Origin of the sequence: Pseudomonas kilonensis, assembly GCF_001269885.1 — a bacterium.
Lineage (GTDB): Bacteria > Pseudomonadota > Gammaproteobacteria > Pseudomonadales > Pseudomonadaceae > Aquipseudomonas > Aquipseudomonas kilonensis.
In genome coordinates this window covers 17,909-40,974 of the sequence record NZ_LHVH01000031.1, presented here as the reverse complement: position 1 = coordinate 40,974, position 23,066 = coordinate 17,909, and the positions used below count along the sequence as shown (strand labels likewise).

Below are 23,066 nucleotides of genomic sequence, written 5' to 3'. Positions count from 1 at the left end.
CGGGGCACAGCGAGCCGAACCACCGCATCAGTTCTGAGGGTAGATCAAGGCTGGGGGAGGGGATTGCGTTGCGGTTCTTGGACTTGTAACAAAAGGCTGGTCGACACCGTTCCCTGTGGCGAGGGGATTTATCCCCGTTGGGCTGAAGCAGCCCTCAAGCCAGGCAATTCGGTGTGTCAGGAAAATTGAGTTGTTTGTTTAGGGGGGCTGCTGCGCAGCCCAACGGGGATAAATCCCCTCGCCACAGGGATCTCATGTGTGGTCGGGTACTACGGCCGGATTTCGATCATCGTCCCATCCGGCACCAGGCTCCACACCTCGCGCATGTCCACATTGCGCATGGCGATGCAGCCATCGGTCCAGTCCAGCGTATGGAACAACTGCTCAGGGTTCTCTTCCGAATCCGGCGTGCCGTGGATCATGATCATGCCCCCCGGTTCCACGCCTTCGCGGCGGGCGCGGGCGGCGTCGCTGATGTTGGGGTAGGAAATGTGCATCGACAGATAGAACCGGTCGCTGGTCTTGCGCCAGTCCAGCCAATAGAAGCCTTCGGGGGTGCGCTTGTCGCCTTCTATCAGCTTGGGGCCTTTTTTGGCGCCCTTGCCCAGGGAGATGCGATAGGTCTTGAGCGGCTTGCCGTCGTTGATCAATTGCAATTGATGGGCGGACTTGAGCACCAGCACTTTTTCGATGACCTTGCCGTTGTAGGTTCCCACCGCCGAGGCCTGGGACACCGTTGTGAACGACAAGCAGAACAGGACAAGCAACCAGCGCATTGAAACGATATCCCTAGAGGTGTCGCGACTATATTGATTGGTTTTTCAGGTGTTGGCCGGCTGAGCCAACGGTGGAATCGATTCGGATCGCACCGGGTAATCCTCGGCGCGGCGGTCGGCATAGAAATATTCCAGGGTGCGGCCCACCGTACGGAAAGCCAACTCGTCCCAGGGAATCTCCGCTTCTTCGAACAGCTTCACTTCCAGGCTCTCGGGCCCGGCGGCGAAATCCTCATCCATCAGCTCGGCGCGGAAGAATACATGTACCTGGCTGATATGCGGTACGTCAATCAGCGTATAGATGCTCAAGTTTCGCACCCGGGCGCAGGCTTCTTCGGCGGTTTCGCGCACGGCGGCCTGTTCGATGGTTTCGCCGTTTTCCATGAAGCCTGCCGGCAGCGTCCAGTAACCGCGCCGCGGCTCGATGGCGCGCCGGCACAACAGGACTTTACTGCCCCAGGTCGGTACGCAACCGGCCACGATGTTGGGGTTCTGGTAATGGATGGTGTGGCAGGTGTCGCAGACAAAACGCAGGCGCGAGTCGCCTTCGGGTATGCGCTGGGTCACCGGGTTACCGCACTGGCTACAGAATTTCATGCTTGGGTTCCTGAATGCTGCGCCTATCTTGGCGTGCGTAGGCCGGTGCGGCAAGTTGTCGTTTCGCGACACGACGTGGTGCGGGGGTTGGGCCGCTTGAACGATTGGTGCATGATGCAAGGTAGCGAATAAATCGAGAAGTCTCATGCTGGACGAGCTACTGCATCGAGTAAGCAACCATACCCCGCACGATCTGCAGGCCGACCAACGTTTCCCTGAAGCCGCGGTGCTGGTGCCGATCACCCGCAGCGATGAACCGGAGCTGGTACTGACCCTGCGCGCCAGCGGGCTCTCGACCCATGGCGGCGAGGTGGCGTTCCCCGGCGGGCGCCGCGACCCGGAAGACCCGGACCTGATCTTCACCGCCCTGCGCGAAGCCGAGGAAGAAATCGGCCTGCCGCCCGGCCTGGTGGAAGTGATCGGCCCCCTCAGCCCGTTGATCTCGCTGCATGGCATCAAGGTCACACCGTATGTCGGGGTGATTCCGGACTACGTCGAATACCAGGCCAACGATGCCGAGATCGCTGCGGTATTCAGCGTGCCGCTGGAGTTTTTCCGCAAGGATCCGCGTGAACACACGCACCGTATCGATTACCAGGGCCGCAGTTGGTACGTGCCCAGCTATCGATTTGGCGAGTACAAGATCTGGGGCCTGACGGCGATCATGATCGTCGAACTGGTCAACCTGCTGTACGACGCCGACATCGACCTGCACACACCGCCCAAAAGCTACATCAATACCTGATGACCCGAGGACCCTCATGAAATACCGCCTGGGCGATGCCCGTGTCGAAACCCACCCACAGAGCTGGGTCGCGCCCAACGCCACGCTGGTGGGCAAGGTCCGCCTCGAAGAGGGCGCCAATGTCTGGTTCAACGCCGTACTGCGCGGTGACAACGAACTGATCCTGATCGGCAAGAACAGCAACGTGCAGGACGGCACGGTGATGCACACCGACATGGGCTATCCGCTGACCATCGGCACCGGTGTGACCATCGGCCACAACGCCATGCTCCATGGCTGTACGGTGGGCGACTACAGCCTCATCGGCATCAACGCGGTGATTCTCAACGGCGCGAAGATCGGCAAGAACTGCATCATCGGCGCCAACTCGCTGATCGGCGAAGGCAAGGAAATTCCCGACGGCTCGCTGGTGATGGGCTCGCCCGGCAAGGTGGTGCGTGAACTGACCGAGGCTCAGAAGAACATGCTCGAGGCCAGCGCCGCGCACTATGTGCACAATGCCCAGCGCTACGCCCGCGACCTGTTCGAGCAGGAACCATGAGCGCCCCTGAACGCCCGGTGCCTTCGCCCTGCGTGAACATCTGCGCGCTGGACGATGACGACATCTGCACCGGTTGCCAGCGCACCGTGGCGGAGATCACCCGGTGGAGCCGGATGGACAACGAGGAGCGCCGCGGTGTCTTGGCGTTGTGTCATGAACGGGCCAAGGCCAGTGGGTTGGTGTGGATGTTGCCGGCTAGGCGGTGATCTCCACCTGTGAACACAAAATCCCTGTGGGACACCTACCTGTGGGACACCTACCTGTGGGACACCTATCTGTGGGACACCTATCTGTGGGAGCAAAGCTTGCTCGCGATGCGGGTGCCGTGGTCTTCAGGTAAACCGCGTGATCTTCATCGCGGGCAAGCCTTGCTCCCACAGTCATCGCGGGCAAGCCTTGCTCCCACAGGTTTGGCTCACACAGCTATGTGCTCTGCAGGCCTCTATTTCAACGATGCCCACCGATCGACCCCCACCATCCCCAGCGCAATCGCGATAAACCCCAGCAATATCCCCCCGGCATTGATGAACACCTGTGGATAACCCAGGTTCGCCACATCGATGAAAGGGTAGGGGTAAGCCGCCAATAGATCCCCGCGCAGCAGGACGTAGGCGAAGTACACCAAGGGGTAGATCACCCAAAGCCCGATGTGGCCCAGGCGCAAGCCGCCTTTGGGCACGTAGAGCCACCAATAGGCGATGTACAGCAAGGGCACCACGTCGTGCAGCAACTCATCGGCCACGAACTGCCAGCCTTCGGGCTGCCAGAGGTGGCGCAGCAGCAGGTTGTAGGCCAGGCCGACCAGGGCGATGCTCACGGCGACGCCGCTGCGTGTGCTGGGCCGTAGGAACCAGCGTCGGGTCGGGGATTGGCGGTGGGTCAGTTCCCAGGTCAGAACGACCGCCACCAACAGGTTGGTCAGTACCGTGAAGAAGCTGAAGAAACTCACCAGCCCGCCCAGCAGGCTCGCGTCCAGTTTCCAGCGACCCAGCAGGATCAGGTACAGCTGGATGCTCAATCCCACCCAGCCCAGCAGTGCCGTCACCGATACGAAGCGCTGACGACCCTTGTCAATCCCCATGACTCAGACCGGCCGTTTAGTGCGCATCAACTTGATGTACAGGCGCTCGACCTTCTCCCGTGCCCACGGCGTCTTGCGCAGGAAAGTCAGGCTCGACTTGATGCTCGGGTCGCTCTTGAAGCAACGGATGTCGATGCGTTCAGCCAGGCCCGACCATTCGTAGTGCTGCACGAGGGCGTTGAGGATCTGCTCCAGCGTCACGCCGTGCAGCGGGTTGTTGTTGGGTTCGGTCATGGGAGGCCTTCGCGCTAAAGGTGTAAAGCCGCGCACCTTAGCCGAGGTGCCCCTTTGGTGGAAGCATAGCCTTCATCATGGCCGTCAGCGCCAGGCGCACTGTTACCGAATCCGAGATGATTCATGTCAGCAAAAGCTCTTTCTCTATTGAGAGCAGGACATTATCCTTGCGCCGCCTGCTGAAACGCTTCTTCTGTTGTGCCGAAGCCTCTGCGTCCAGTTTATTACCTGCTGAAAAATCTAAGAATGCTCGATGTCCAGACTCCGAAAGACAGCGCTGTCTTTTGGCGTATGACGAACGACTTTCTGTGGGAGCGGGCTTGCTCGCGAAGGCGATTTCACATCCGGCATAAAAGTCGCCTGACATGCCGCTTTCGCGAGCAAGCCCGCTCCCACAATGGTCCGCGTACACCCAATTACCTTTTTCAACTGAACCATGCCCCCGCAAGATCGTCATCTACAGTGACTACTTGCGCGGGACTCCTTAAAACGTCACGGAGAAACACACTATGAGCACTGAGGGTGCTTTGAGTCGAAGCCGTCTGCTACCGAGTCTGCTCGGCATTCTGCTTCTATTGATGGGCCTGGTCCTGCTGGCCGGGGGAGTCAAGCTGAGCACGCTTGGCGGCTCGTTGTACTACCTGCTGGCCGGTCTCGGCCTGGCGCTGACCGGCGTGCTGCTGATCATGGCCCGTCGCGCGGCCCTGGGCCTGTACGCGCTGGTGCTGTTCGCCAGCACCGTGTGGGCATTGTGGGAAGTGGGCCTGGACTGGTGGCAACTGGTGCCGCGCCTGGCGATGCTGTTTGCCTTGGGCATCGTCATGTTGCTGCCGTGGTTCCGTCGCCCGCTATTGACCGCCGATGCCTCGTCCATGGGTACCCGCGCATTGGGCGCCGCCGTGGTCATCGCCGGTGTTGCCGCGCTCGCCAGCCAGTTCACCAACCCGGGTGAAATCAAGGGCCAACTGGACCGCGACAGCGTGCCGGGCATGGCCAACACCGCACCGGTCATGCCGGACGGCGACTGGAACTCCTACGGGCGCAGTGCCCATGGCGACCGCTATTCGCCGCTGGCGCAGATCACCCCCGAGAACGTCAGCAAACTGGTGCCGGCCTGGACCTATCGCACCGGCGACCTGCCAGGGCCGAACGATCCGGGTGAAACCACTGCCGAAAACACCCCGCTGAAGGCCAACGGCATGCTCTACGTGTGCACGCCTCACAGCCAGGTGATTGCCCTGGAGCCTGAAACCGGCAAGGAAATCTGGCGTTTCGATCCGAAGCTTTCCACGCAAAAAGCGCAGAACTTCAAGGGTTGGGCCCACATGACCTGCCGTGGCGTGACCTATCACGATGACGCCGCGTACGCCTCTGCCGAGCAGAGCCCCACCGGTGCCGCCAGCACCACGCCGGCCAGCAACGTATGCCCACGGCGGATCTTCCTGCCGACCGCCGACACCCGTCTGATCGCCCTCAACGCCGACACCGGCAAGATGTGCGAAGACTTCGGCGACAAGGGCCAGGTCGACCTGACCGCCAACATCGGTGGTTTCACCGCCGGCGGTTACTACTCCACGTCGCCACCGGCGGTCACCCAGAACCTGGTGGTGATCGGCGGCCACGTCACCGATAACGTCTCCACCGACGAGCCCAGCGGTGTCATCCGTGCCTACGACGTGCACACCGGCAAGCTGGTGTGGAACTGGGACAGCGGCAATCCGGACGACACCACGCCGATTGCCGAAGGCAAGACCTACACCCGCAACTCCCCGAACATGTGGTCCATGTTCAGCGTCGATGAAAAACTCGGCATGCTCTACCTGCCGATGGGCAACCAGACCCCCGATCAGTTCGGTGGTTTGCGCACACCGGAATCGGAAAAATACGCCGCTGGCCTGACCGCCCTGGACATCGCCACTGGTAAGGTGCGCTGGTACTTCCAGTTCACTCATCACGACCTGTGGGACATGGACGTCGGCGGTCAACCGACCCTGATGGACCTGAAGACCGCCGATGGCGTGAAACCCGCTGTATTGGCCTCGACCAAGCAGGGCAGCATCTATGTGCTGGACCGCAGCAATGGCCAGCCGATCGTGCCGATCAAGGAAATCCCTGTGCCGCAAGGCGCGGTGGAAGGCGACCACACCTCGCCGACCCAACCGATGTCCGACCTGAACTTCGTGCCGCCGGTCCTCAAGGAAAGCGACATGTGGGGCGTGACCCCGTTCGACCAGATGCTCTGCCGGATCGACTTCAAGTCGCTGCGTTATGACGGCATGTTCACGCCGCCGTCGCTGCAAGGCTCGATCGTCTACCCAGGCAACTTCGGCGTGTTCGACTGGGGCGGCATTTCGGTGGACCCGGTGCGCCAGATCGCCTTCGTCAATCCGAGCTACATGGCGTTCAAGTCGAAACTGGTGCCAGCGGCCGAAGTGGCGGGTGGCCCGGGGCGCAAGAGCGAAACCGAAGGCGTGCAGCCTAACAAGGGCGCGCCATATGGGGTGATCCTCGAAGCGCTGCTCTCGCCAATGGGCCTGCCTTGCCAGGCGCCTGCGTGGGGTTATGTCGCGGCCGTGGACCTGACCACCAACAAGACCCTGTGGAAGCACAAGAACGGCACCGTGCGCGACAGCTCGCCGGTACCGATCCCGCTGAGCATGGGCGTCCCGAGCCTGGGTGGCCCCTTCACCACCGCCAGCGGCCTGGCGTTCCTGAGCGGCACTCTCGACCAGTACTTGCGTGCCTATGACGTGAAGAACGGCAAGCAACTGTGGGAAGGCCGCCTGCCCGCCGGCGCCCAGACCACGCCGATGACCTACACCGGCAAGGACGGCAAGCAATACGTGCTGGTTGTTGCCGGTGGTCACGGTTCCCTGGGCACCAAGCAGGGCGATTATGTGATTGCCTACAAACTGCCGGATTAAGCTCAACCGGCGACCATGAAAAAGGCGACACCCTTGCGGGTGTCGCCTTTTTTAATACCCGGATGTCACCCCAGTTAACCGTGGGAGCAAAGCTTGCTCGCGATGCTGACGCCTTGGTCTTCAGGTGGCCCGCGTTATCGTTCATCGCGGGCAAGCCTTGCTCCCACAGGTCACCATGGGCAAGCGATCTTGTTTACAGTTCGATCTTGACGGCCTGCGAGGCGCGGGTCGCCTTGGCACGGGCGGCTTCGATGGATTCGTCGCGGGCCAGGGCCACGCCCAGGCGGCGCTGGCCGTTGACTTCCGGTTTGCCGAACAGGCGCAGGGCGGTGTCCGGTTCACTCAGGGCCGCGCCCAGGTTGGCGAAAGCGGTCTGGGTCGATTGGCCTTCCACCAGGATCACCGCCGAGGCCGAAGGGCCGAACTGACGGATCAGCGGGATCGGCAGGCCGAGAATGGCGCGGGCATGCAGGGCGAATTGCGACAGGTCCTGGGAGATCAGCGTCACCAGGCCGGTGTCGTGTGGGCGTGGCGAGACTTCGCTGAACCACACCTGGTCACCCTTGATGAACAGCTCGACGCCAAACAGGCCGCGACCACCCAGGGCCTCGGTCACTGCCTTGGCGACGCGCTCGGATTCGGCCAGGGCCACCGGGCTCATGGCTTGTGGCTGCCAGGATTCCTGATAGTCGCCCTTTTCCTGACGGTGGCCGACCGGCGCGCAGAAGGTGGTGCCGCCGACGTGACGCACGGTGAGCAGGGTGATTTCGTAGTCGAAATCGATGAAACCTTCGATGATCACCCGGCCCTTGCCAGCACGGCCGCCTTCCTGGGCGTAGTCCCAGGCTTTTTGCACGTCATCGGTACTGCGCAGCAGGCTCTGGCCCTTGCCCGAGGAACTCATCACCGGCTTGACCACGCACGGGAAACCCAGGGTTTCCACGGCCTTGCGGTAGTCTTCCACGGTGTCGGCGAAGAAGTACGGCGAGGTCGGCAGGCCCAGTTCTTCGGCGGCCAGGCGACGGATGCCTTCACGGTTCATGGTCAGTTGCGCGGCGCGGGCGGTGGGGATCACGGTGAAGCCTTCGGCTTCCAGTTCCACCAGGGTGGCGGTGGCGATGGCTTCGATTTCCGGCACGATGAAATGCGGCTTCTCGGCCTCGATCACCGCACGCAGGGCAGCACCGTCGAGCATGTTGATCACATGGCTGCGGTGGGCCACTTGCATGGCCGGCGCGTTGGCGTAGCGGTCCACGGCAATCACCTCGACGCCCAGGCGCTGCAGTTCGATTACCACTTCCTTGCCCAGCTCACCGCTGCCACACAACAAAACGCGGGTCGCGGTGGGCGACAATGGGGTTCCGATACGGGTCATCTGAAGGTCCTCAAACAGGAGCGGATCATCGCGGGTTGCGCGCCGGGCGAGCTTCCCATGGGAGAAAGCGCGGCATTTTACATGAACCGCCCGGTGATGGCCTGTTTACGTAAACGCCAGGCCATGATCAGCCAGACGGCGGTGACCCCGGCGAATTTCGAGAGCAGGGCGGTGATCACCACGGCGGGCGTCAGGGCGTCGATCAGGCCGAAGAAGATGAACGTGTCCAGGGGAATGCTCAGGGCCGAACTGATCCACAACCGATCATGCAGTGGGCGCTTGGTGATGGTGAACACCAGCCAATCGATGCATTCGGACACGGCGAACGCCGTGGCGCTGGCCAGGGCGATGGTTGGGTCCGAGGTGACGTAGGACAACACCAGCGCCACCAGCATCGCCGCGATGGCGCCGTGGCCGAAACGGGTCTGCACCATGTCCCGCAGGATAAACACCAGGCCGCCCCAGGCCGACCAGATGATGTCCAGGTGCGGCGCGGCGGAAAACGCGAAGTTGATCAGCACGACGCTGCTGATGTAGGCGAGCAGGAAAAGCATGGGGCGGGGTACCTGGTGGAAGGTTGATCAAGACATTAAAGGACAGCGATGGCCCTGTGGGAGCAAAGCTTGCTCGCGAAACAGGCGACTCGATTTCTGAAAGACCGCATCGTCCTCATCGCGGGCAAGCCTTGCTCCCACAGAAGCCTTGCTCCCAAAGAGGGTTGTGTTCAGTCAGCGGGTGCAGGGTACTTCAGCCACCGCCAGTCCCTCAATCGTCCTCACTGTCATCCAGCTTCCAATACCCCACCGCCTTCACAAAGTCCTGGTCCAGGCCTTTCTCTTCCAGCAACACCTTGCGAATCTGCCGCGACACCTTGCTCTCGGTCGCGACCCAGGCGTACAGCTTGCCGCCGGGCATGTCCAGCTGTTGCACGGTGCGCAGCAGGTTGTCCTGGCGCCCCTCGCGCAGCACCCAGATCACGTGCACCTGCGCCGGGCTTTGGAGAATCTGCTGCTCGGCGCCGTTTTCCACTTCCACCACCACCAGGGCACGCCGGTTGGGCGCCAGGCCTTCGAGGCGACGGGCGATGGCGGGCAGGGCGGTTTCGTCGCCGATCAGCAGGTAGCTGTCGAAGATGTCCGGCACGATCATCGAGCCCCGTGGCCCGGCGATGTAGAGATATTGCCCGGGCGTTGCCTGGGCCGCCCAGGTTGCAGCGGGGCCGTCGCCGTGGAGCACGAAATCGACGTCCAGCTCCAGGGTATCGAGGTCATAGCGGCGCGGGGTGTAGTCGCGCATCTCGGGCATCGGGCCCTGGGCCTTGTCGATGCTGGGGCTGAAGTTTTCCAGAGCAGCGTGTTCCTCGGCGTTCTGCGGGAACAGCAATTTCACATGATCGTCCGTACCCAGGCTGGCGAACCCGGCCAGTTCCGGCCCGCCGACGGTGATGCGGCGCATGCGTGGGGTCAGGTCCTGCACCCGCAACACTTGCAGGCGACGGCGTTTGATCTCATGGCTGACACGATGAATAGTGTTTGGATCGACTTCGGTCATTGGCTTGACTCCGAGACAGGTGGACGGTCGGGGCCGTCGATGATGGCTTTGGCGGTGTCGTTGAGCAGGTCGCGCACCCGCCGGATTTCTTCCGGGCTCCAGTGGCCAGGGTGCTTTTGCAGGGCATGGCGCAGGTTATACACCGCTTCATGGATCTCCGGGGGACGATCATGGCCGCGCAATGTGCGCTTGCTGATTTCAATGCGCGTACGCACCTCATCCAGCACTTCGGCCTGCTTCTCCAGGGATAGACGTCCGGCATCGGTCACGCTGTAACACTTTTTTCCGTCTTCGACGCCGCAACTGATCATCGCGTTCATTTCCAGGAAGGTCAGGGTCGGATAGATCACACCGGGGCTGGGGCTGTAGGCACCCTCGAACATGTGCTCTATCCGGCGGATCAGGTCGTAGCCGTGGCATGGCTGCTCGGCAATCAGCGCCAGCAACAACACCTTCAAATCACCGGCGGCGAAGACCCGGGGGGCCCGGTTGCCACGCGAACCTGTCGGGCGTCGTTCGAAACCGTCGTGTTCGCGTTTGGAGGAAGAGTCGGAATGAGAATAAAGGGCGTTCATATGCTGTCTCCGTTCTGCATATAGATAGCACTCAGATATATCTTGAATAAAAGATATATCTTTTAACTTGATTGTTTTTCGCAAACTAAGATACATCTTGGTTTGGCGGCGGGTTACTTGGGTTCAGGAAAGGACCTTACCTGAATGCTCAATGTATGCGGGATGCGGCGGCATACATTTGTAATGATAAAAGTGGCGTAGGCTTAAAATGTGGGCTGTTTCTGACATCCAAACTTATGTTTTATCGAAAACTGCGTATTTTTCGCTCTTTCGTATATTGGATTTACTACAAGCCTATAGGAATCTTCCTGCTTTTTTTTAGTTAAAGAGCGCCGATCATGCTCGGCGTTGGAGGGCAAGCCAAATTGCGCTTGGTTTGCAAATTTCAACCTTTTCTCTTTATTGCTAAGAACAGGTGTTAACAACATGCTCAAACAACTCGTATCCAGTACTGCCCTGGTCGCCGCCGCCCTGGGTTCTTCGCTGGCATTTGCTGCCGATGATGCTCGCTCGTCGATCCACATCACTGCGAACATCCCGACCCAGCAGTTCCATGTGCAGCCACGCAACCCTGACTTCGGTAAAGACGAAGTCATGAGCTACAACACGGTCAGCGGCACCTTGACTTCGTTGCGCCAGACCTACGACGTGAAAAACACCGAAGGTTCGGTAAACGCCTATATCGAAGGCGGCCCGGCCGCGCTGTACAACGGCAGCAACTCCATCGCCCTGACCACCGCCTTCAACGGCGTCACCCTGACCGCCATACCGCAGGAAGTGGTGGACGATGCGACCTCCACGCCAGGCACCCAGGCCGACATGACCATCGTCGCGGCCAGGCCCCTGGACACCCAGAACGGCCTGTACACCGCTGACATGACCGTCATCTTCGACGCCGTGCCGCGCCCGTAAGGCCATTCGCTGCCCGGTGAGTCTCTCCTCGCCCATGGGCATCGCCGCAGGCCGGCCGGCCCTCCCCAGCCGGTCGGCCTGTACCTGAAACGCCCCGATAGCACGCTGAATATGAGAATCCGTTGATGTTTCCGATGACACCCATCGCAGGTGCGCTCGCGCTATTTTTGTGCGCGACAGCATTGGCCGCGCCAATCGCCCCCGGTACGACGCCAAGAAGCCTGTTGTCCCAGGCCAAGGGCCTGCCGGCGGAGTTTGAAGCCCACTTCTTCGATGTGCCACTCGCGGTTCGTATAGAACTCAATCAGCAGTATCTCGGCGAAGCCATGGTGGTCTTGACGCGAGATGATCGCATTACCTTGCTGGAATTCACCGAAACGCAAGACAGCACGATAAAGGCCGTCGAGCGCGAACAATGGGAGCAACGCCTCAAGCAGGGACAAGTGCTGGGCGCGTGTGAAACCAACTGCACCGGCGGGCTGTTGGCCGTGCATTACAGCCTCGAGAATTCATTGGTGTCGATCCTGACCCAGGATGTCGAGCGCGCAACTGAAGCCAAGCGTTTCTACGATCAGCCGGAAGGCGGCAGCCTCGGCCTGATCTTCAATAACCAACTCAATATCAACGGTGGCCAGAAACAGGACACCGGTGGGCGGTATGGCCTCAACGCCAGTTCCAGCGTGGGCAACTGGAGCCAGTCGCTGGACCTTCAGCTCTCGCGTCTTGGCGGGCCGGACGACAAGCTCTACCACGCCGTCCATGAGCTCTATACCCAACGGGAAATGGAAGGCAATTTCTTCCGCCTGGGTTACTTCACGCCCGGTTCCGATGGCTTGAATCGGCAGATCCGTTCGTTCGGCGCCAACCCGGACACCGCGCTGGGGGTGATGTACGGCAGCTCCGACAGCCTGGTGATCGACAATCCCAAGCCCAGCGTCTACCCCATTTATGTCACCGCCAGCCGCCAGGCGTCGGTGGAAATTTATCGCAGCGGCCTGCTGATCAATACCCAGGCCGTCAGCGCTGGCTTGCAGAGCCTGGACACCCGCCCGTTGCCCGGCGGTATCTATGAAGTGGAAGTGCGGCTGATTGAAGATGGGCAAACCACCGCCACCAGCCAGGAGCTGGTCTACAAGCCCAACAACTGGAACAGTACCGAGGACCGCTGGCGCTACAACCTGTTCGCCGGTCGCGAAACCCGGCTGTGGAGCAACTGGGAAGATCAGCCCTCGGGTTTCACGACCGCCGGCATCGGCGTCAACTACCTGCTGCACCCACGGGTGATCCTCGGTGCGTCCACGCGCCAGGTGCAGGACAAACTGCAAGTGGGCACTTCGATCGACTGGACGCTCGCCAGCAACACCAGCTTGTACGCCAACGTCTACCAGACCCAGCAGTACGGCACCGGCATGGACTTGCAAGGCCTGTACAGCTACGGCCATGGCAGCATCGTCGCCAGTCACAACCGCAGTTGGCTCGACACCCGCAACACCTACGAAACCTTGTCGGACGGCACCCGTATCCGCCAGCGCAACGTCTACGTCGGCCAGACCAGCAATTCATCGCTGTCGGTCAATCATCGCTTGAGCAACAAGAACTCCATCAACGGCCGGTTGGCCTACAGCGAAGGCAACGTCCAGGGCACCGGCCTGGACTTGGGCTGGACCCAGCGCACCACGCTGCGTGGCAGCGATGCCAACTGGCGGCTGTCGGTGTTCGACCGCCCCGGCACTTCGAGCACCGCCGACAAGCGCAACCGTGGCCTGGACCTGAGCCTCAGCGTCGCCTTGGGCGGGCCGGGCGAATACTGGTCGGGCAGCGTTGGCACCCGCACTTCGCGCGATGGCGCGCGGGACAACAATGCCTCGGTTTCGTATCGCCGCGACTTGGAAGACCACGTCTTGCAAAGCGTCTCCGCCACGGCGCTGGCCGACACCTATGGCGTCGGGCTGTCGGGTATCGCCAGCTTCATGACCGAGTCGATGTACGGCGATGGCTTCATCCAGCGTTCCTCCTACAACGACAACCTCACCGGCGGTTTGAACCTGAGCAGCACGGTGGCGGTGGGCGGGCAGAAAGCCGCCTTCACCGGCGTGCCCCAGGGGCGCGGTGCCGGCATGATCGTCGACGTGGAAACCGACCTGGACGACATCATCCTGCGGGCCGACGACTTGACCGGCGGCAGCACCACCTTGCACCCGGGCCGCAATTTCGTGCCGATCACCGCCTACAAGAACAGCATGGTGACCTTCGATTTCGACGGCGTGCATCCGCCGGCGGCGAACATCGAGCCGTCCCGCACCCGTTATCACCTGAACAAGGGCGGGGTGGATTACCGCAAGATCAGTGTGTTGAGAACAGTGACCGTGCTGGGTCGTCTGTTGGACGAACAGGGGGAACCGCTCAAGGGCCATCACGTGATCAACCACGCCAGTCGCGGTGTCAGCGAGGCGGACGGGTTCTTCTCCATGGAAATGAATGCCGGCTCGCCGACCCTGGAAGTGCGTTATGGCAGCGAGTTGTTCTGCCGGTTCCGCCTCGACCCGGACAACGCGAGCCGCGAAGGCGATGTGCTGATGATCGGTGATTTGCGGTGTACGCCGGATACCTTGGCCGACACGACGCTGGCCGAGGCTGACAGTGCGAAACAGCGCTCATGAGACCGTGGGAGCAAAGCTTGCTCTTGAAACTGTGGGAGCAAAGCTTGCTCCTGAAACTGTGGGAGCAAAGCTTGCTCCTGAAACTGTGGGAGCAAAGCTTGCTCCTGAGACTGTGGGAGTAAAGCTTGCTCCTGAAACTGTGGGAGCAAAGCTTGCTCGCGATGAACGATAACGCTGTTCACCTGAAGAGCGAGGCGCCTGCATCGCGGGCAAGCCTTGCTCCCACAAGTGAATTGCTCACCTACCTATTTGCAGCGATTTGTCTTGATTGTATGAGGTTGTATAAATGAAACCCTTATCGGTTGCAGTGCGCAGCGTGGTCTCGGTGTTGTTGTTTGCGTGCGTGCCTGCGGCCAATGCCTTGACCCAGGATATCAGCGCTCTGTTCAGGCCTGACCCATCGAAACCCAATGAGAATACCTTTCTCAATACCACGCCTATCAGTGGTTACTGCGCAGATAGACCGTCGGACTGCAGGGCGACAGGAATGTTCAGCGTTCGATTACGTCTCTCTGCCAATACGATCAGTCCTATCCAGGCGAATCATGAAGATCCTCGGCAAGGTGCGATGTTTAAAGTGCCTGCCAGTTGGCGTCCGGTACAAGTTACCCATACGGGGACGGGCGAAATAGAAACTGTTGAAGTGCGCTGGTCCGGCTTTGGGTCGAGACAATTGTTCTCCAATAGTGTGATCGAATTGGTAGGTGGCGGCGCGAGCGTTTGGGGAGCCCACCGGGCGTTATGGAGCGGTCTTGAATGGGTGTATGCGCCTTTGCCATGTCAATACAGCGGTGTTTCACTCTATAACATTACGAGTTATGCCTTTTTCTGGAAGGTGCCGACAGAAGGTGTGTGTGGGAAAACGGCCCGATACTTGATCCCTGCCATGAGCTACAACTATCTGGACTTTGCCTACGAACTGCGCACCCCCAACCCACTGAAAATGTCCTCCGGCCAATACACCGGGTCGCTGACTTATAGCGTCGGGCCCGGGCAGGACATTGATATGGGCGATGTCATGATCCCCAACGATTCGGCGCTCACGCTCAACTTCAAGCTTGACGTCGAGCACACCCTCAAAGTCGAAGTCCCCCCCGGCGGCAACCGGGTCGAACTGGTCCCCCAGGAAGGCTGGCAATCCTGGCTGAACAGCGGCCGCAAACCCACGCGGTTGTTCCGCGACCAACGCTTCCATATCTCCGCCTCTTCCCGTTTCAAGATGGCACTCGAATGCCAAACCGTCAGCGGCAATACCTGCGCGATCTCCGAAGCCGGCACCGGCCATGCCGTGCCAGTGGACGTCAGCGTGACCCTGCCCAATGGCTTGACCGACGCCGCCGGGCAACCGGTCAATCGTCGCCGGTTGCTGCGTGACGGCAGCGGTACCGAACTGTTCCAGCCGGGTTTCTACGTCGATCGTAGGCCGGGCACCCTGCACTTTGAAGTGGCCCGTAGCAGCGTCGAAGAGATGCTGGACAGCGGCGCCAAGGCCTACACCGGTTACGTCACGGTGATCTGGGATTCGGAAATTTAAAAAGGAGTGGCTTGGGCAGTCCGGGCCGATTTGAGGGTGAGGTAGAGATGAAGCAGTTACCAATGGCAGTGCAAGGCATGGTATCGGTGATGGTGTTGACCGGTGTATCGACGGCTCATGCCGTCAGCAAGGATGTCAGCGCCATATTCAGGCCCGATCCCTCGAAGCCCAATGAAAACACCTTTCTCAACACGACCCCGGTCTCGGGTTATTGCGCGCTGTATCCGGCGGTCTGTGAGAGGGAAAAAATGTTCAGCATCCAGCTGCCCATTGCCTTCGAGTCTACCGGTCCCATTCAAGCCAATCATGGGGATTCCCGGCAAGGGGCGATGTTTGATGTGCCCGCCACTTGGCGCCTGGCACAGGTGATCCATACCGATACGGGCGAAACTGAAATCGTTCAAGTTCGTGTCTCCGGCATCGGTTCGCGCTACCGACTCCCTGTCAGCGTCATCAGTCTGGTGGGTGGCGGTGTGGATCTCACAACCGCCCATAACAGGTTATGGAGCGGCTCCAGTTTCAAGTACGCGCCTTCGCCCTGTCAGTCCACCCATTTCGGGACCATGAACGAGTACATCTATAACTTCTTTTGGAAGACGCCAACCGAGGGGGTGTGTGCCAAAAAGGCCGCCTACTTGATCCCCAGCATTGCCTACCACTACTTGGACTTCGCCTACGAACTGCGCACACCCAACCCCTTGAAGATGTCGTCCGGTCAATACCGGGGCTCGGTGAGCTATGGCGTCGGGCCGGGGCAGGACTTCGATATGGGTGACGTCATGCTCCCCAATGACTCGGTGATTACCCTCAATTTCAAACTCGACGTCGAGCACACCCTCAAGGTCGAAGTGCCCCCCGGCGGCAACCGCGTCGAACTGGTGCCCCCGGAAGGCTGGCAAGCCTGGCTGAACAGTGGGCGAAAACCGGCTCGGCTGTTTCGCGATCAACGCTTCCATATCTCGGCCTCGTCACGTTTCAAGATGGCCATCGAATGCCAGCACACCAGTGGCAATACCTGTGCGATCGCCGAAACCGGCACCGGCCACGCCGTGCCGGTGGACGTCAGCGTGACCCTGCCCGACGGCTTGACGGACAGCTCCGGGCAACCGGCCAACCGTCGCCGGTTGCTGCGTGACGGCAGCGGCACCGAACTGTTCCAGCCGGGTTTCTACGTCGATCGTAGGCCGGGCACCCTGCACTTTGAAGTGGCCCGTAGCAGCGTCGAAGAGATGCTGGACAGCGGCGCCAAGGCCTATACCGGCAACGTCACGGTGATCTGGGATTCGGAAGTCTGAGCGGCCTTGAGGCCAGCCATATTCAGTGAATTACGTTTAATGCATGAGGTTGAAAAAGTGATGAAGCATTTATGGGCATGGGTTGGGTTCTATCTGTTTTGCGGCATGGCCCAGGCCGGGCCGCAGATTGGTGTCGGGGTGGTCTACGACTACCTGGACGGCGACAAAAGCACCTACATGAAACGGGTATTCAACGGCGGGACGTCCACGGCGTTCGTCAAGGTCAATATCCTGGAAATCATCTACAACGAGGACGGCACCTACCAGGAAGTGCCGCTGCAGAACCAGGCCAGTGCCCAGGCCAAGGACGGCCTGATGGCCAGCCCGGCGCGGCTGATCGTACCGGCCAACGGGGTGCAGGGCACGCGGTTGCTGTTCATGGGCAACCGCGACAAGGAGCGTTACTTCCGGGTGCGTTTTGTGCCGGTAGTGCCGGAAGCCGAAGACGAGTTCGCCATCAGCGCCGAAGAACGCGAGGAATATAAAAAGGAACGCGTGGCCGCCGGGGTCAAGATCCTGGCGGGTTACGGCACCGTGTTTTTCGTGCGGCCCAAGGACACCCGTTACGAGACAGTGATCGAGGACAGCGCCAGCCGCTACCAATTGCGTAACAACGGCAACACCGTGTTGGTGATCGATGAGTTCAAGGACTGCGTGGCGAAGAAAGACAACGACTGCAAGCCGACCACCAAGCATCACGTCAAGAGCGGCCAGAGCTTTGCGTTCGACAAGGAAGCGGGGCGTGAGTACCGCTTCACCCTGGTCGAAGGCAACCAGAAAAAGAACGTCGAGATCAAAGGTTGATGGCCGCCGTCGCCGAGCCGTCGTGGGTGCCAGAGGTAATCAAAATGTTCAAGACCAAAATGTTCAAGGCATTGATACCCCCCCTCGCATTGACTGCCCTGACGTTGCCCTGGGCTGCGGCCTGGGGCGCGGTCGAGCGGGAAACGTTCGAAGTCTACGTGACCATCCCGACGGCCGACTTCTACGTGTTGCCCCTCGATCCGCAATTGGTCCAACGCGAACAGCGCCTGCCCTTCAGCACCATCACCACCGACCTCAGCCCCTTGCGGGCGACCTACGAGGTGAAGAACAGCAACGGCGCCATCGGCGCACGTCTGGGGGAAGAGGCGTACCTGTCCAATGGCCGTGAGCGCATTGACTTGCGGGTGATGTTCAACAACGTCGTATTGACCCTGGATTCGGCCCAGGTGGTCTCGGCCACCGAAGCCCGTCCTGGGCGCCAGGTGCCGCTGGAAATCGCCGCCATCAAACCCGCTGACGACTACAAGCCCGGCGACTACTACGGCACGGTGCACATGGTGTTCGATGCGACTGCGCCGTAGAGCGAGCCAGCGCAAGTGCATGGAGTGGTAAGGCTCATGGAGTGGAGCATCTGCATGAAGCTCTGTGGCGAGGGAGCTTGCTCCCGCTCGGCTGCGCAGCAGTCGCAACGGTGGCATGGCTGAAGCGTTTTTCAGCGGGTTGAAAAGCGAGGGCGGCTTCGCCACCCAGCGGGAGCAAGCTCCCTCGCCACAGGTGCTATTAACTATAAAAAAGGAGTCAAACATGTTTAAAAAGAGGGTGTTCGTGACTGCTCTGGCTGTCGCGGCCTTGAATTCTTCGTGGGTAATGGCGGCCGATGATGCACGCTCGTCCATTCACATCACCGCCAACATTCCGAACAAGCAGTTTCATGTGCAGCCGCGGGATCCGGAGTTTGGCAGGAACGAAGTGATGCACTACAACCCTGTGACACAACGTCTGAGTATTGTGCGCCAGACCTTTGATGTAAAAAACACGGAAGGCTCCGTGCATGCCTATATCGAGGAAGGTCGGGCTTGGCTGAGCAACGGGACAAGTCAGATTGACCTGTGGGTAGCATTCAACCGGACGATGCTGAGCAGTGTGCCTCAGGAGGTGGTGGATGATGCTTCCTCCACGCCAGGCACCCAGGTCGAGATGCTTATCTATCCATCCAGTCGTCCTGGTGGAGAAGAACCAGGCCTATACACCGGGAGCTTCACTGTCATCTTCGATGCAGTCCCTCGCGTGACCCTGTAATCCAGAGCCCTTGTGCAAATCATTGCCTCGCCACCAACGGCTTGCACTGGGTATGAGTCCCCGGCTGCAAGTAGGGCGAGAGAAACGGCGCCATGCCCTTGAGCACTTGCACCGGCAAGGCCGAGGTGAATTTGAAGTTCTGCGCCGAGGCCCCCGGGACGTAGGCGGTGAGGGTGCCGAAATGGCTGTCGCCGATAAAGAACACGAAGGTGGCGGTGCGGTTGATCGACTTGGAACTGATCACCCGCCCGCCGGAGCCGATCGCTTCGATGCGGTTGTCGCCGGTACCGGTCTTGCCGCCCATGGCCAGCGGTGTACCGTCGGCCAACTTGAAACTGCCGGCCACGCGTTTCGCGGTGCCGGCATCCACCACCTGGGACAGCGCACCGCGCAAGGCCTGGGCCACTTCCACCGGCATCACGCGCTTGCCGTTATCCGGATTGCTCACCAGCCGTGTCTCGTAAGGCGTACCGACGGCAAAGTCCAGGCTGTCGACGCGCAGCGCGGGCTTGCGGATGCCATCGTTAAGGATGGTGCCCACCAGTTCCGCCAACGCGGCGGGACGGTCGCCGGAGCTGCCGATGGCGGTGGCCAGCGACGGCACCAGGTGGTCGAACGGATAGCCGACCTGCTGCCAGCGCTGGTGAATATCCAGGAAGGCTTCAATCTCCAGCATGGTGCGGATGCGACTGTCGCGGGCGCTCTTGTGCCGGCTCTTGAACAGCCAACTGTAGACTTCCTGGCGCTCGAACTCACTGGCCTTGACGATCTGGCTGAACTTGGCGTCGGGGTTGTTCAGCAGGTAACCCATCAACCACAGGTCCAGCGGGTGGACCTTGGCGATAAAGCCTTGGTCCGGCAGGTCATAGGCGCCGGGGCCATAGCTTTGATAGAGCCGTTCCAGGCGTTCGTCGGTGAGTTTTTCCGCGCTCTTGGCCGATTTCAAGTGCGCGCGTACGAAGCGGTTGAAATTTTCCTGGCTGTCGTTGGGAAAGAAATAACGGTGAACGGCGGCCAGGCGGATCGCCGTAGGGCGCATGCCGTCGAGGAAGGTTTCCAGGCGTTGGCCGGTGTCCTTTTTCTGGTACTTCTTCCAGAACCTGAGCAGGAACGAGGTGCCTTCGCGGTCGGCGAATTGGGCCAGGTATTCCTGGCGGCGCGGGTCCTTGTCGTCCTTGAGCAGCTCGGAACTGTTATTGGGGCCGGCATAGGTGGCGTAGCGCACCAGGTCGCGCATCAGGCGGATGAACGGCAGGTTGATCGATTCACGCAAGGAGTCGCGCAGTGTGGGGATGCGGCCGTTGTCTTCTTTACGGAAGTTGTGGAAGGTGTGCAGCCCGCCGCCGGTAAAAAATGCCTCGCCGGGGCTGGCTGAATAGGTGCGGTCCAGCGCGGCCTCGAGCATTTTCGGCAGGCTGCGGTCGGTGTTCTGGATCAGGTAGTCCACGGCCCAGCGGGAGAGGTGGTCCGGCTCGGCGATGTCGACTTTCTTCAATGCCGCCGGGGTTTGCTGGGCATAGCGCTCGTGCAGCTCGGCGATGATCTGCAGATACGTGGTGAGCACCCGCAACTTGGCGGTGGAGCCCAGTTCCAGCTTGCTGCCTTCGTTGATGTCGAAGGGCTGGTCGGTGCTGTCGGTCTGCACCCGCACGCGTGAGCCATCGGGGGTCAGTTCCAGCAGGGTGAAGCTGTAGCGCACCTGGGTGGTGCTGGAGGGGGTCAGCAGGCGTTCGCCCATCAGGCCGATCTCGGTCGCGAAGGCCGGGTCGGCCAAGCGCTTGAGGTAGTCGGTGGCCTGGGCCTGCAAGTCGCTTTGCAAGGTGCTGGTGGCGGAGAGGTCGAGGCGATCGAGGTCGTACAGCGGACGATTGAGCAGGGCGGCGAGGCGACTGCGGGCGGCGCTGATGCCTTTGTTGGTTTCGTTGGGCTGGACGGTGGGATCCTTGACCCAGTCACGATAACTGACCTTGCTCGCCAGGGCCGCCGCGGCCAGCGGCGCATCGATCACACCGTTCTGCGCCAACAGCCGGATGTGGCTGTCGGTCAGGCGTGCCAGTTCATCGTGGCCCTTGGAGAGGAAATGGGACGGCCGGCGCTGGGCGATCATCAATGACAGCATTTCCCGCAGGGCCAGGCCTTTTTCTGCCAGGCTCTTGGGGTCGTTGGCGGTACTGGACAGGCGTTCATTGGCCTGCTTGAAATCGGCGCCGTACCAGACTCGCAAGCCTTCAGCCATGCCATGGACTTCACCATGCCCCGGCACGGCGGAGAGCGGCACGCTGTTGAGGTAGTCGCGGATGATCCGCTGTCGCGCCTCGAGGGTTTGCGGGCCGGCCTGATAAGCCCGCACGCTGGCGGAAATCATCTGGCGGATTTTTTCCCCGCCCGACACGGTGAGGCCCTCGGGGGAGTGCCGGTATTTTTCCAGTTGCGTCGCCAGTGTGCTGCCCCCGGCGGACTGTCCCGGCAAGCTCAACAGCTTGGCGACTTGCGACCAGGCCGCCATGCCGAAGCGCGGCCAGTCCACTGCCGGGTTTGCCAGCGGTTGCTTGGGGTCGAGCAGAAAGCGGTTCTCGATAAACAACAGGCTTTGCACCACCACGGGCGGAATCGCTTCGAAGTTCGCATACAGTTGCTGCGGGTACTTGAACTGATAGACCGGTGCGGCGCGGCAGTCGGTGATGGTCAGCCCGGCCTGGATCTTTTCCGCGTAGGGCACGAACAGGCCTTTTTCGACGTAGCCCATCAAGGCCGGCGAGAACCGCGCCTGGGCCTGGATCACGTAGTCGCGCTTGAGCAGGCGCGGCAGGAATTCCCCCAGCGCGCTGTAGCCCAAGCGCCGGTCGAACGGGCCTGCACCCGGATAGACGATGGCATCGCTGGGCCCCGGCTGCACCGCATAGCTCAGGGACTCAGCGTATTTGCTGAGCTCCCGGGCCTGGAACCGCGACGTGCGCATTTCCTTGGCCACCGCCAGGCCGACCACCACCACGATAATCAGCAGCAACAACCAGAATGCCCGCCAGCCATGCCGTGCGCGGCGTTTTTTTTGAGGTAAAGGCGCTTCTTCCATACGTTCAGTCGGGACCACAGGTTCATTCGAATCGGTTTGCCACAAAGCGCCCATAGTCGACTGATCCATTCACGCAGATTGATCGGACTTGCTTGAAGCTTAGACGGTGGTTGGCGTGGGGGGCGGGGAAATTGTGGGCATCAATGTGAGACCAACAGGTGGCGAGGTTCCTGTGGCGAGGGGATTTATCCCCGCTGGGCTGCGCAGCAGCCCCCAATGCAGGCAGCTCAATTGTCCAGACAATACCGGGTTGCGGTTTTGGGGGGGGCTGCTGCGCAGCCCAGCGGGGATAAATCCCCTCGCCACAAGTACTACGCAAGCTTCGGAATATTCGCTCGACCTTTTCCGCATCGAAAAACTAGCTGCATGGCTAGGCTGCATTCAAACCCTTTCAAAGGAAGCAAGGAATGCATTCACGCCCCAATTCTCATCGCTTGCGTCGAGGTCGTTACTCAGAGCCAGGACGAGCCTATCTGGTGACTGTTGTTGTTCATCAGCAGCGGCCGGTTTTTTCCGATTGGAAGATTGGACGGCTATTGGTCGCCGAATTCAAACGTGCTCATGATTCGGGCCAGGTGAACTCTTTAGCCTGGGTGGTGATGCCGGATCATTTCCATTGGTTGCTGCAAGTTCACGATTGCCATCTGAGTCGTGTCATCGGCGCCACCAAAGCTCGATGCACCCATCGTGTCAACAACATAACCGGAGTCTCTGGCCCGCTTTGGCAAAGCGGTTTCCATGACCGCGCGATCCGCGACAACGAGGATCTGAAGCCCTCCGCCCGCTACATCATCGCCAATCCGCTTCGGGCGGGGTTGGTGGATCGCATTGGCGATTACCCTCTCTGGGACGCCGCATGGCTTTGAGGCGTCTCATGCTCCCTGTGACCAGGGAATTTACCTGTGGAGACTTATCTGTGGCGAGGGGATTTATCCCCGCTGGGCTGCGCAGCAGCCCCAATGCAGGCCACTCAATTGTCCAGACATACCGGGTTGCTGTTTTGGGGGCTGCTGCGCAGCCCAGCGGGGATAAATCCCCTCGCCACAGATGATTTCTCTCACCACATGGGGGCTGAAAAGCTTGCACTAGAGCCCTCGCTCCATGCCCAAACATGACGCTGCACCAATGC

General features: G+C 60.6%; 22 protein-coding genes. 12 read left to right on the top strand and 10 right to left on the bottom strand.

Annotated features, from left to right (window positions below; genetic code table 11):
* Nucleotides 1-269: 269 nt before the first annotated feature.
* Together AD662_RS22925 and AD662_RS22920 are read right to left on the bottom strand one after the other, a co-directional pair.
* On the bottom strand, nucleotides 270-776 hold the full coding sequence (locus AD662_RS22925; RefSeq protein WP_018603349.1) for a L,D-transpeptidase family protein: 507 nt from the start codon (nucleotides 774-776) through the stop codon (nucleotides 270-272).
* 45 nt (nucleotides 777-821) lie between these two features.
* On the bottom strand, nucleotides 822-1,373 hold the full coding sequence (locus AD662_RS22920) for an NUDIX hydrolase (protein ID WP_053189795.1): 552 nt from the start codon (nucleotides 1,371-1,373) through the stop codon (nucleotides 822-824).
* A gap of 145 nt (nucleotides 1,374-1,518) precedes the next feature.
* Between AD662_RS22920 and AD662_RS22915 the strand changes: the two genes are divergently transcribed.
* Genes AD662_RS22915 through AD662_RS22905 form a run of 3 tightly spaced genes read left to right on the top strand, consistent with a single transcriptional unit; the run spans nucleotide 1,519 to nucleotide 2,865 of the window.
* Nucleotides 1,519-2,118: a CoA pyrophosphatase gene (locus AD662_RS22915; RefSeq protein ID WP_018603345.1), complete on the top strand. Its 600-nt coding sequence runs from the start codon at nucleotides 1,519-1,521 to the stop codon at nucleotides 2,116-2,118.
* A gap of 16 nt (nucleotides 2,119-2,134) precedes the next feature.
* Nucleotides 2,135-2,659 carry a gamma carbonic anhydrase family protein gene (locus AD662_RS22910; protein WP_018603344.1) on the top strand — a complete coding sequence of 175 codons (525 nt, stop codon included), beginning with the start codon at nucleotides 2,135-2,137 and terminating at the stop codon, nucleotides 2,657-2,659.
* Nucleotides 2,656-2,865: a DUF1289 domain-containing protein gene (locus tag AD662_RS22905; protein WP_018603343.1), complete on the top strand. Its 210-nt coding sequence runs from the start codon at nucleotides 2,656-2,658 to the stop codon at nucleotides 2,863-2,865. The genes AD662_RS22910 and AD662_RS22905 overlap by 4 nt, the downstream gene beginning before the upstream one ends.
* 236 nt (nucleotides 2,866-3,101) lie before the next feature.
* On the opposite strand, the gene AD662_RS22900 is transcribed toward AD662_RS22905, so the two are convergent.
* The 3 genes from AD662_RS22900 to AD662_RS29400 all read right to left on the bottom strand — a co-directional run bounded on the left by AD662_RS22900 (nucleotide 3,102) and on the right by AD662_RS29400 (nucleotide 4,431).
* On the bottom strand, nucleotides 3,102-3,740 hold the full coding sequence (locus AD662_RS22900; RefSeq protein ID WP_018603341.1) for a Pr6Pr family membrane protein: 639 nt from the start codon (nucleotides 3,738-3,740) through the stop codon (nucleotides 3,102-3,104).
* 3 nt (nucleotides 3,741-3,743) lie between these two features.
* A complete protein-coding gene (locus tag AD662_RS22895; protein ID WP_003205228.1) occupies nucleotides 3,744-3,974 on the bottom strand; it encodes a VF530 family protein in 231 nt (76 codons plus the stop codon).
* Nucleotides 3,975-4,095: 121 nt separating this feature from the next.
* Nucleotides 4,096-4,431 (bottom strand): hypothetical protein, encoded by a 336-nt coding sequence (locus AD662_RS29400; RefSeq protein ID WP_156334932.1) that lies wholly within the window; start codon nucleotides 4,429-4,431, stop codon nucleotides 4,096-4,098.
* Nucleotides 4,432-4,483: 52 nt separating this feature from the next.
* Between AD662_RS29400 and AD662_RS22890 the strand changes: the two genes are divergently transcribed.
* Nucleotides 4,484-6,898 (top strand): glucose/quinate/shikimate family membrane-bound PQQ-dependent dehydrogenase, encoded by a 2,415-nt coding sequence (locus AD662_RS22890; protein WP_053189794.1) that lies wholly within the window; start codon nucleotides 4,484-4,486, stop codon nucleotides 6,896-6,898.
* A gap of 193 nt (nucleotides 6,899-7,091) precedes the next feature.
* Here the strand turns inward: AD662_RS22890 and purT are convergent, their stop codons facing one another.
* From purT to AD662_RS22870, 4 genes are all read right to left on the bottom strand, one after another.
* Entirely contained in the window at nucleotides 7,092-8,273 is a 1,182-nt protein-coding gene (gene purT, locus AD662_RS22885; RefSeq protein WP_018603333.1) for a formate-dependent phosphoribosylglycinamide formyltransferase, read from the bottom strand.
* Between the two features lie 77 nt (nucleotides 8,274-8,350).
* Entirely contained in the window at nucleotides 8,351-8,827 is a 477-nt protein-coding gene (locus AD662_RS22880) for a preQ0 transporter (RefSeq protein WP_053181629.1), read from the bottom strand.
* Nucleotides 8,828-9,038: 211 nt separating this feature from the next.
* Entirely contained in the window at nucleotides 9,039-9,824 is a 786-nt protein-coding gene (locus AD662_RS22875; RefSeq protein WP_053189793.1) for a siderophore-interacting protein, read from the bottom strand.
* Nucleotides 9,821-10,399 carry a PadR family transcriptional regulator gene (locus AD662_RS22870; protein ID WP_053189792.1) on the bottom strand — a complete coding sequence of 193 codons (579 nt, stop codon included), beginning with the start codon at nucleotides 10,397-10,399 and terminating at the stop codon, nucleotides 9,821-9,823. The genes AD662_RS22875 and AD662_RS22870 overlap by 4 nt, the downstream gene beginning before the upstream one ends.
* Nucleotides 10,400-10,825: 426 nt before the next feature.
* Here AD662_RS22870 and AD662_RS22865 point away from each other — a divergent pair, with 426 nt between their 5' ends.
* The 7 genes from AD662_RS22865 (at nucleotide 10,826) to AD662_RS22835 (ending at nucleotide 18,864) form a co-directional block, all read left to right on the top strand.
* On the top strand, nucleotides 10,826-11,311 hold the full coding sequence (locus AD662_RS22865) for a CS1 type fimbrial major subunit (protein ID WP_018603314.1): 486 nt from the start codon (nucleotides 10,826-10,828) through the stop codon (nucleotides 11,309-11,311).
* Nucleotides 11,312-11,436: 125 nt separating this feature from the next.
* The gene (locus AD662_RS22860) at nucleotides 11,437-13,971 is read left to right on the top strand and encodes a CS1-pili formation C-terminal domain-containing protein (protein WP_033062475.1); all 2,535 of its coding nucleotides are present in this window, start codon (nucleotides 11,437-11,439) and stop codon (nucleotides 13,969-13,971) included.
* A gap of 286 nt (nucleotides 13,972-14,257) precedes the next feature.
* A complete protein-coding gene (locus AD662_RS22855; RefSeq protein WP_033062474.1) occupies nucleotides 14,258-15,505 on the top strand; it encodes a hypothetical protein in 1,248 nt (415 codons plus the stop codon).
* A 62-nt stretch (nucleotides 15,506-15,567) separates the two neighbouring features.
* Nucleotides 15,568-16,800, top strand: a complete 1,233-nt coding sequence (locus tag AD662_RS22850; RefSeq protein WP_053189791.1) for a hypothetical protein — start codon at nucleotides 15,568-15,570, stop codon at nucleotides 16,798-16,800.
* Nucleotides 16,801-16,860: 60 nt separating this feature from the next.
* Nucleotides 16,861-17,604: a pilus assembly protein gene (locus AD662_RS22845; protein ID WP_033062484.1), complete on the top strand. Its 744-nt coding sequence runs from the start codon at nucleotides 16,861-16,863 to the stop codon at nucleotides 17,602-17,604.
* Nucleotides 17,605-17,663: 59 nt separating this feature from the next.
* Entirely contained in the window at nucleotides 17,664-18,146 is a 483-nt protein-coding gene (locus tag AD662_RS22840; RefSeq protein ID WP_053189817.1) for a CS1 type fimbrial major subunit, read from the top strand.
* Nucleotides 18,147-18,369: 223 nt separating this feature from the next.
* Nucleotides 18,370-18,864: a CS1 type fimbrial major subunit gene (locus tag AD662_RS22835; protein ID WP_033062481.1), complete on the top strand. Its 495-nt coding sequence runs from the start codon at nucleotides 18,370-18,372 to the stop codon at nucleotides 18,862-18,864.
* A gap of 19 nt (nucleotides 18,865-18,883) precedes the next feature.
* Here the strand turns inward: AD662_RS22835 and AD662_RS22830 are convergent, their stop codons facing one another.
* Nucleotides 18,884-21,991 (bottom strand): transglycosylase domain-containing protein, encoded by a 3,108-nt coding sequence (locus tag AD662_RS22830; protein ID WP_018603301.1) that lies wholly within the window; start codon nucleotides 21,989-21,991, stop codon nucleotides 18,884-18,886.
* A 353-nt stretch (nucleotides 21,992-22,344) separates the two neighbouring features.
* Between AD662_RS22830 and AD662_RS22825 the strand changes: the two genes are divergently transcribed.
* The gene (locus AD662_RS22825; protein WP_053189790.1) at nucleotides 22,345-22,803 is read left to right on the top strand and encodes an REP-associated tyrosine transposase; all 459 of its coding nucleotides are present in this window, start codon (nucleotides 22,345-22,347) and stop codon (nucleotides 22,801-22,803) included.
* Nucleotides 22,804-23,066 lie beyond the last annotated feature (263 nt).

Coding starts and splice junctions, on each gene's coding strand:
- AD662_RS22845 (WP_033062484.1), top strand. CDS start 16,861: ATGAAGCATTTATGGGCATGGGTTGGGTTCTATCTGTTTTGCGGCATG.
- AD662_RS22905 (WP_018603343.1), top strand. CDS start 2,656: ATGAGCGCCCCTGAACGCCCGGTGCCTTCGCCCTGCGTGAACATCTGC.
- AD662_RS22850 (WP_053189791.1), top strand. CDS start 15,568: ATGGCAGTGCAAGGCATGGTATCGGTGATGGTGTTGACCGGTGTATCG.
- AD662_RS22910 (WP_018603344.1), top strand. CDS start 2,135: ATGAAATACCGCCTGGGCGATGCCCGTGTCGAAACCCACCCACAGAGC.
- AD662_RS22900 (WP_018603341.1), bottom strand. CDS start 3,740: ATGGGGATTGACAAGGGTCGTCAGCGCTTCGTATCGGTGACGGCACTG.
- AD662_RS22865 (WP_018603314.1), top strand. CDS start 10,826: ATGCTCAAACAACTCGTATCCAGTACTGCCCTGGTCGCCGCCGCCCTG.
- AD662_RS22855 (WP_033062474.1), top strand. CDS start 14,258: ATGAAACCCTTATCGGTTGCAGTGCGCAGCGTGGTCTCGGTGTTGTTG.
- AD662_RS22895 (WP_003205228.1), bottom strand. CDS start 3,974: ATGACCGAACCCAACAACAACCCGCTGCACGGCGTGACGCTGGAGCAG.
- purT (WP_018603333.1), bottom strand. CDS start 8,273: ATGACCCGTATCGGAACCCCATTGTCGCCCACCGCGACCCGCGTTTTG.
- AD662_RS22830 (WP_018603301.1), bottom strand. CDS start 21,991: ATGGGCGCTTTGTGGCAAACCGATTCGAATGAACCTGTGGTCCCGACT.
- AD662_RS22860 (WP_033062475.1), top strand. CDS start 11,437: ATGTTTCCGATGACACCCATCGCAGGTGCGCTCGCGCTATTTTTGTGC.
- AD662_RS22880 (WP_053181629.1), bottom strand. CDS start 8,827: ATGCTTTTCCTGCTCGCCTACATCAGCAGCGTCGTGCTGATCAACTTC.
- AD662_RS22915 (WP_018603345.1), top strand. CDS start 1,519: ATGCTGGACGAGCTACTGCATCGAGTAAGCAACCATACCCCGCACGAT.
- AD662_RS22875 (WP_053189793.1), bottom strand. CDS start 9,824: ATGACCGAAGTCGATCCAAACACTATTCATCGTGTCAGCCATGAGATC.
- AD662_RS22870 (WP_053189792.1), bottom strand. CDS start 10,399: ATGAACGCCCTTTATTCTCATTCCGACTCTTCCTCCAAACGCGAACAC.
- AD662_RS22825 (WP_053189790.1), top strand. CDS start 22,345: ATGCATTCACGCCCCAATTCTCATCGCTTGCGTCGAGGTCGTTACTCA.
- AD662_RS22835 (WP_033062481.1), top strand. CDS start 18,370: ATGTTTAAAAAGAGGGTGTTCGTGACTGCTCTGGCTGTCGCGGCCTTG.
- AD662_RS22920 (WP_053189795.1), bottom strand. CDS start 1,373: ATGAAATTCTGTAGCCAGTGCGGTAACCCGGTGACCCAGCGCATACCC.
- AD662_RS22925 (WP_018603349.1), bottom strand. CDS start 776: ATGCGCTGGTTGCTTGTCCTGTTCTGCTTGTCGTTCACAACGGTGTCC.
- AD662_RS22840 (WP_053189817.1), top strand. CDS start 17,664: ATGTTCAAGGCATTGATACCCCCCCTCGCATTGACTGCCCTGACGTTG.
- AD662_RS29400 (WP_156334932.1), bottom strand. CDS start 4,431: ATGACGATCTTGCGGGGGCATGGTTCAGTTGAAAAAGGTAATTGGGTG.
- AD662_RS22890 (WP_053189794.1), top strand. CDS start 4,484: ATGAGCACTGAGGGTGCTTTGAGTCGAAGCCGTCTGCTACCGAGTCTG.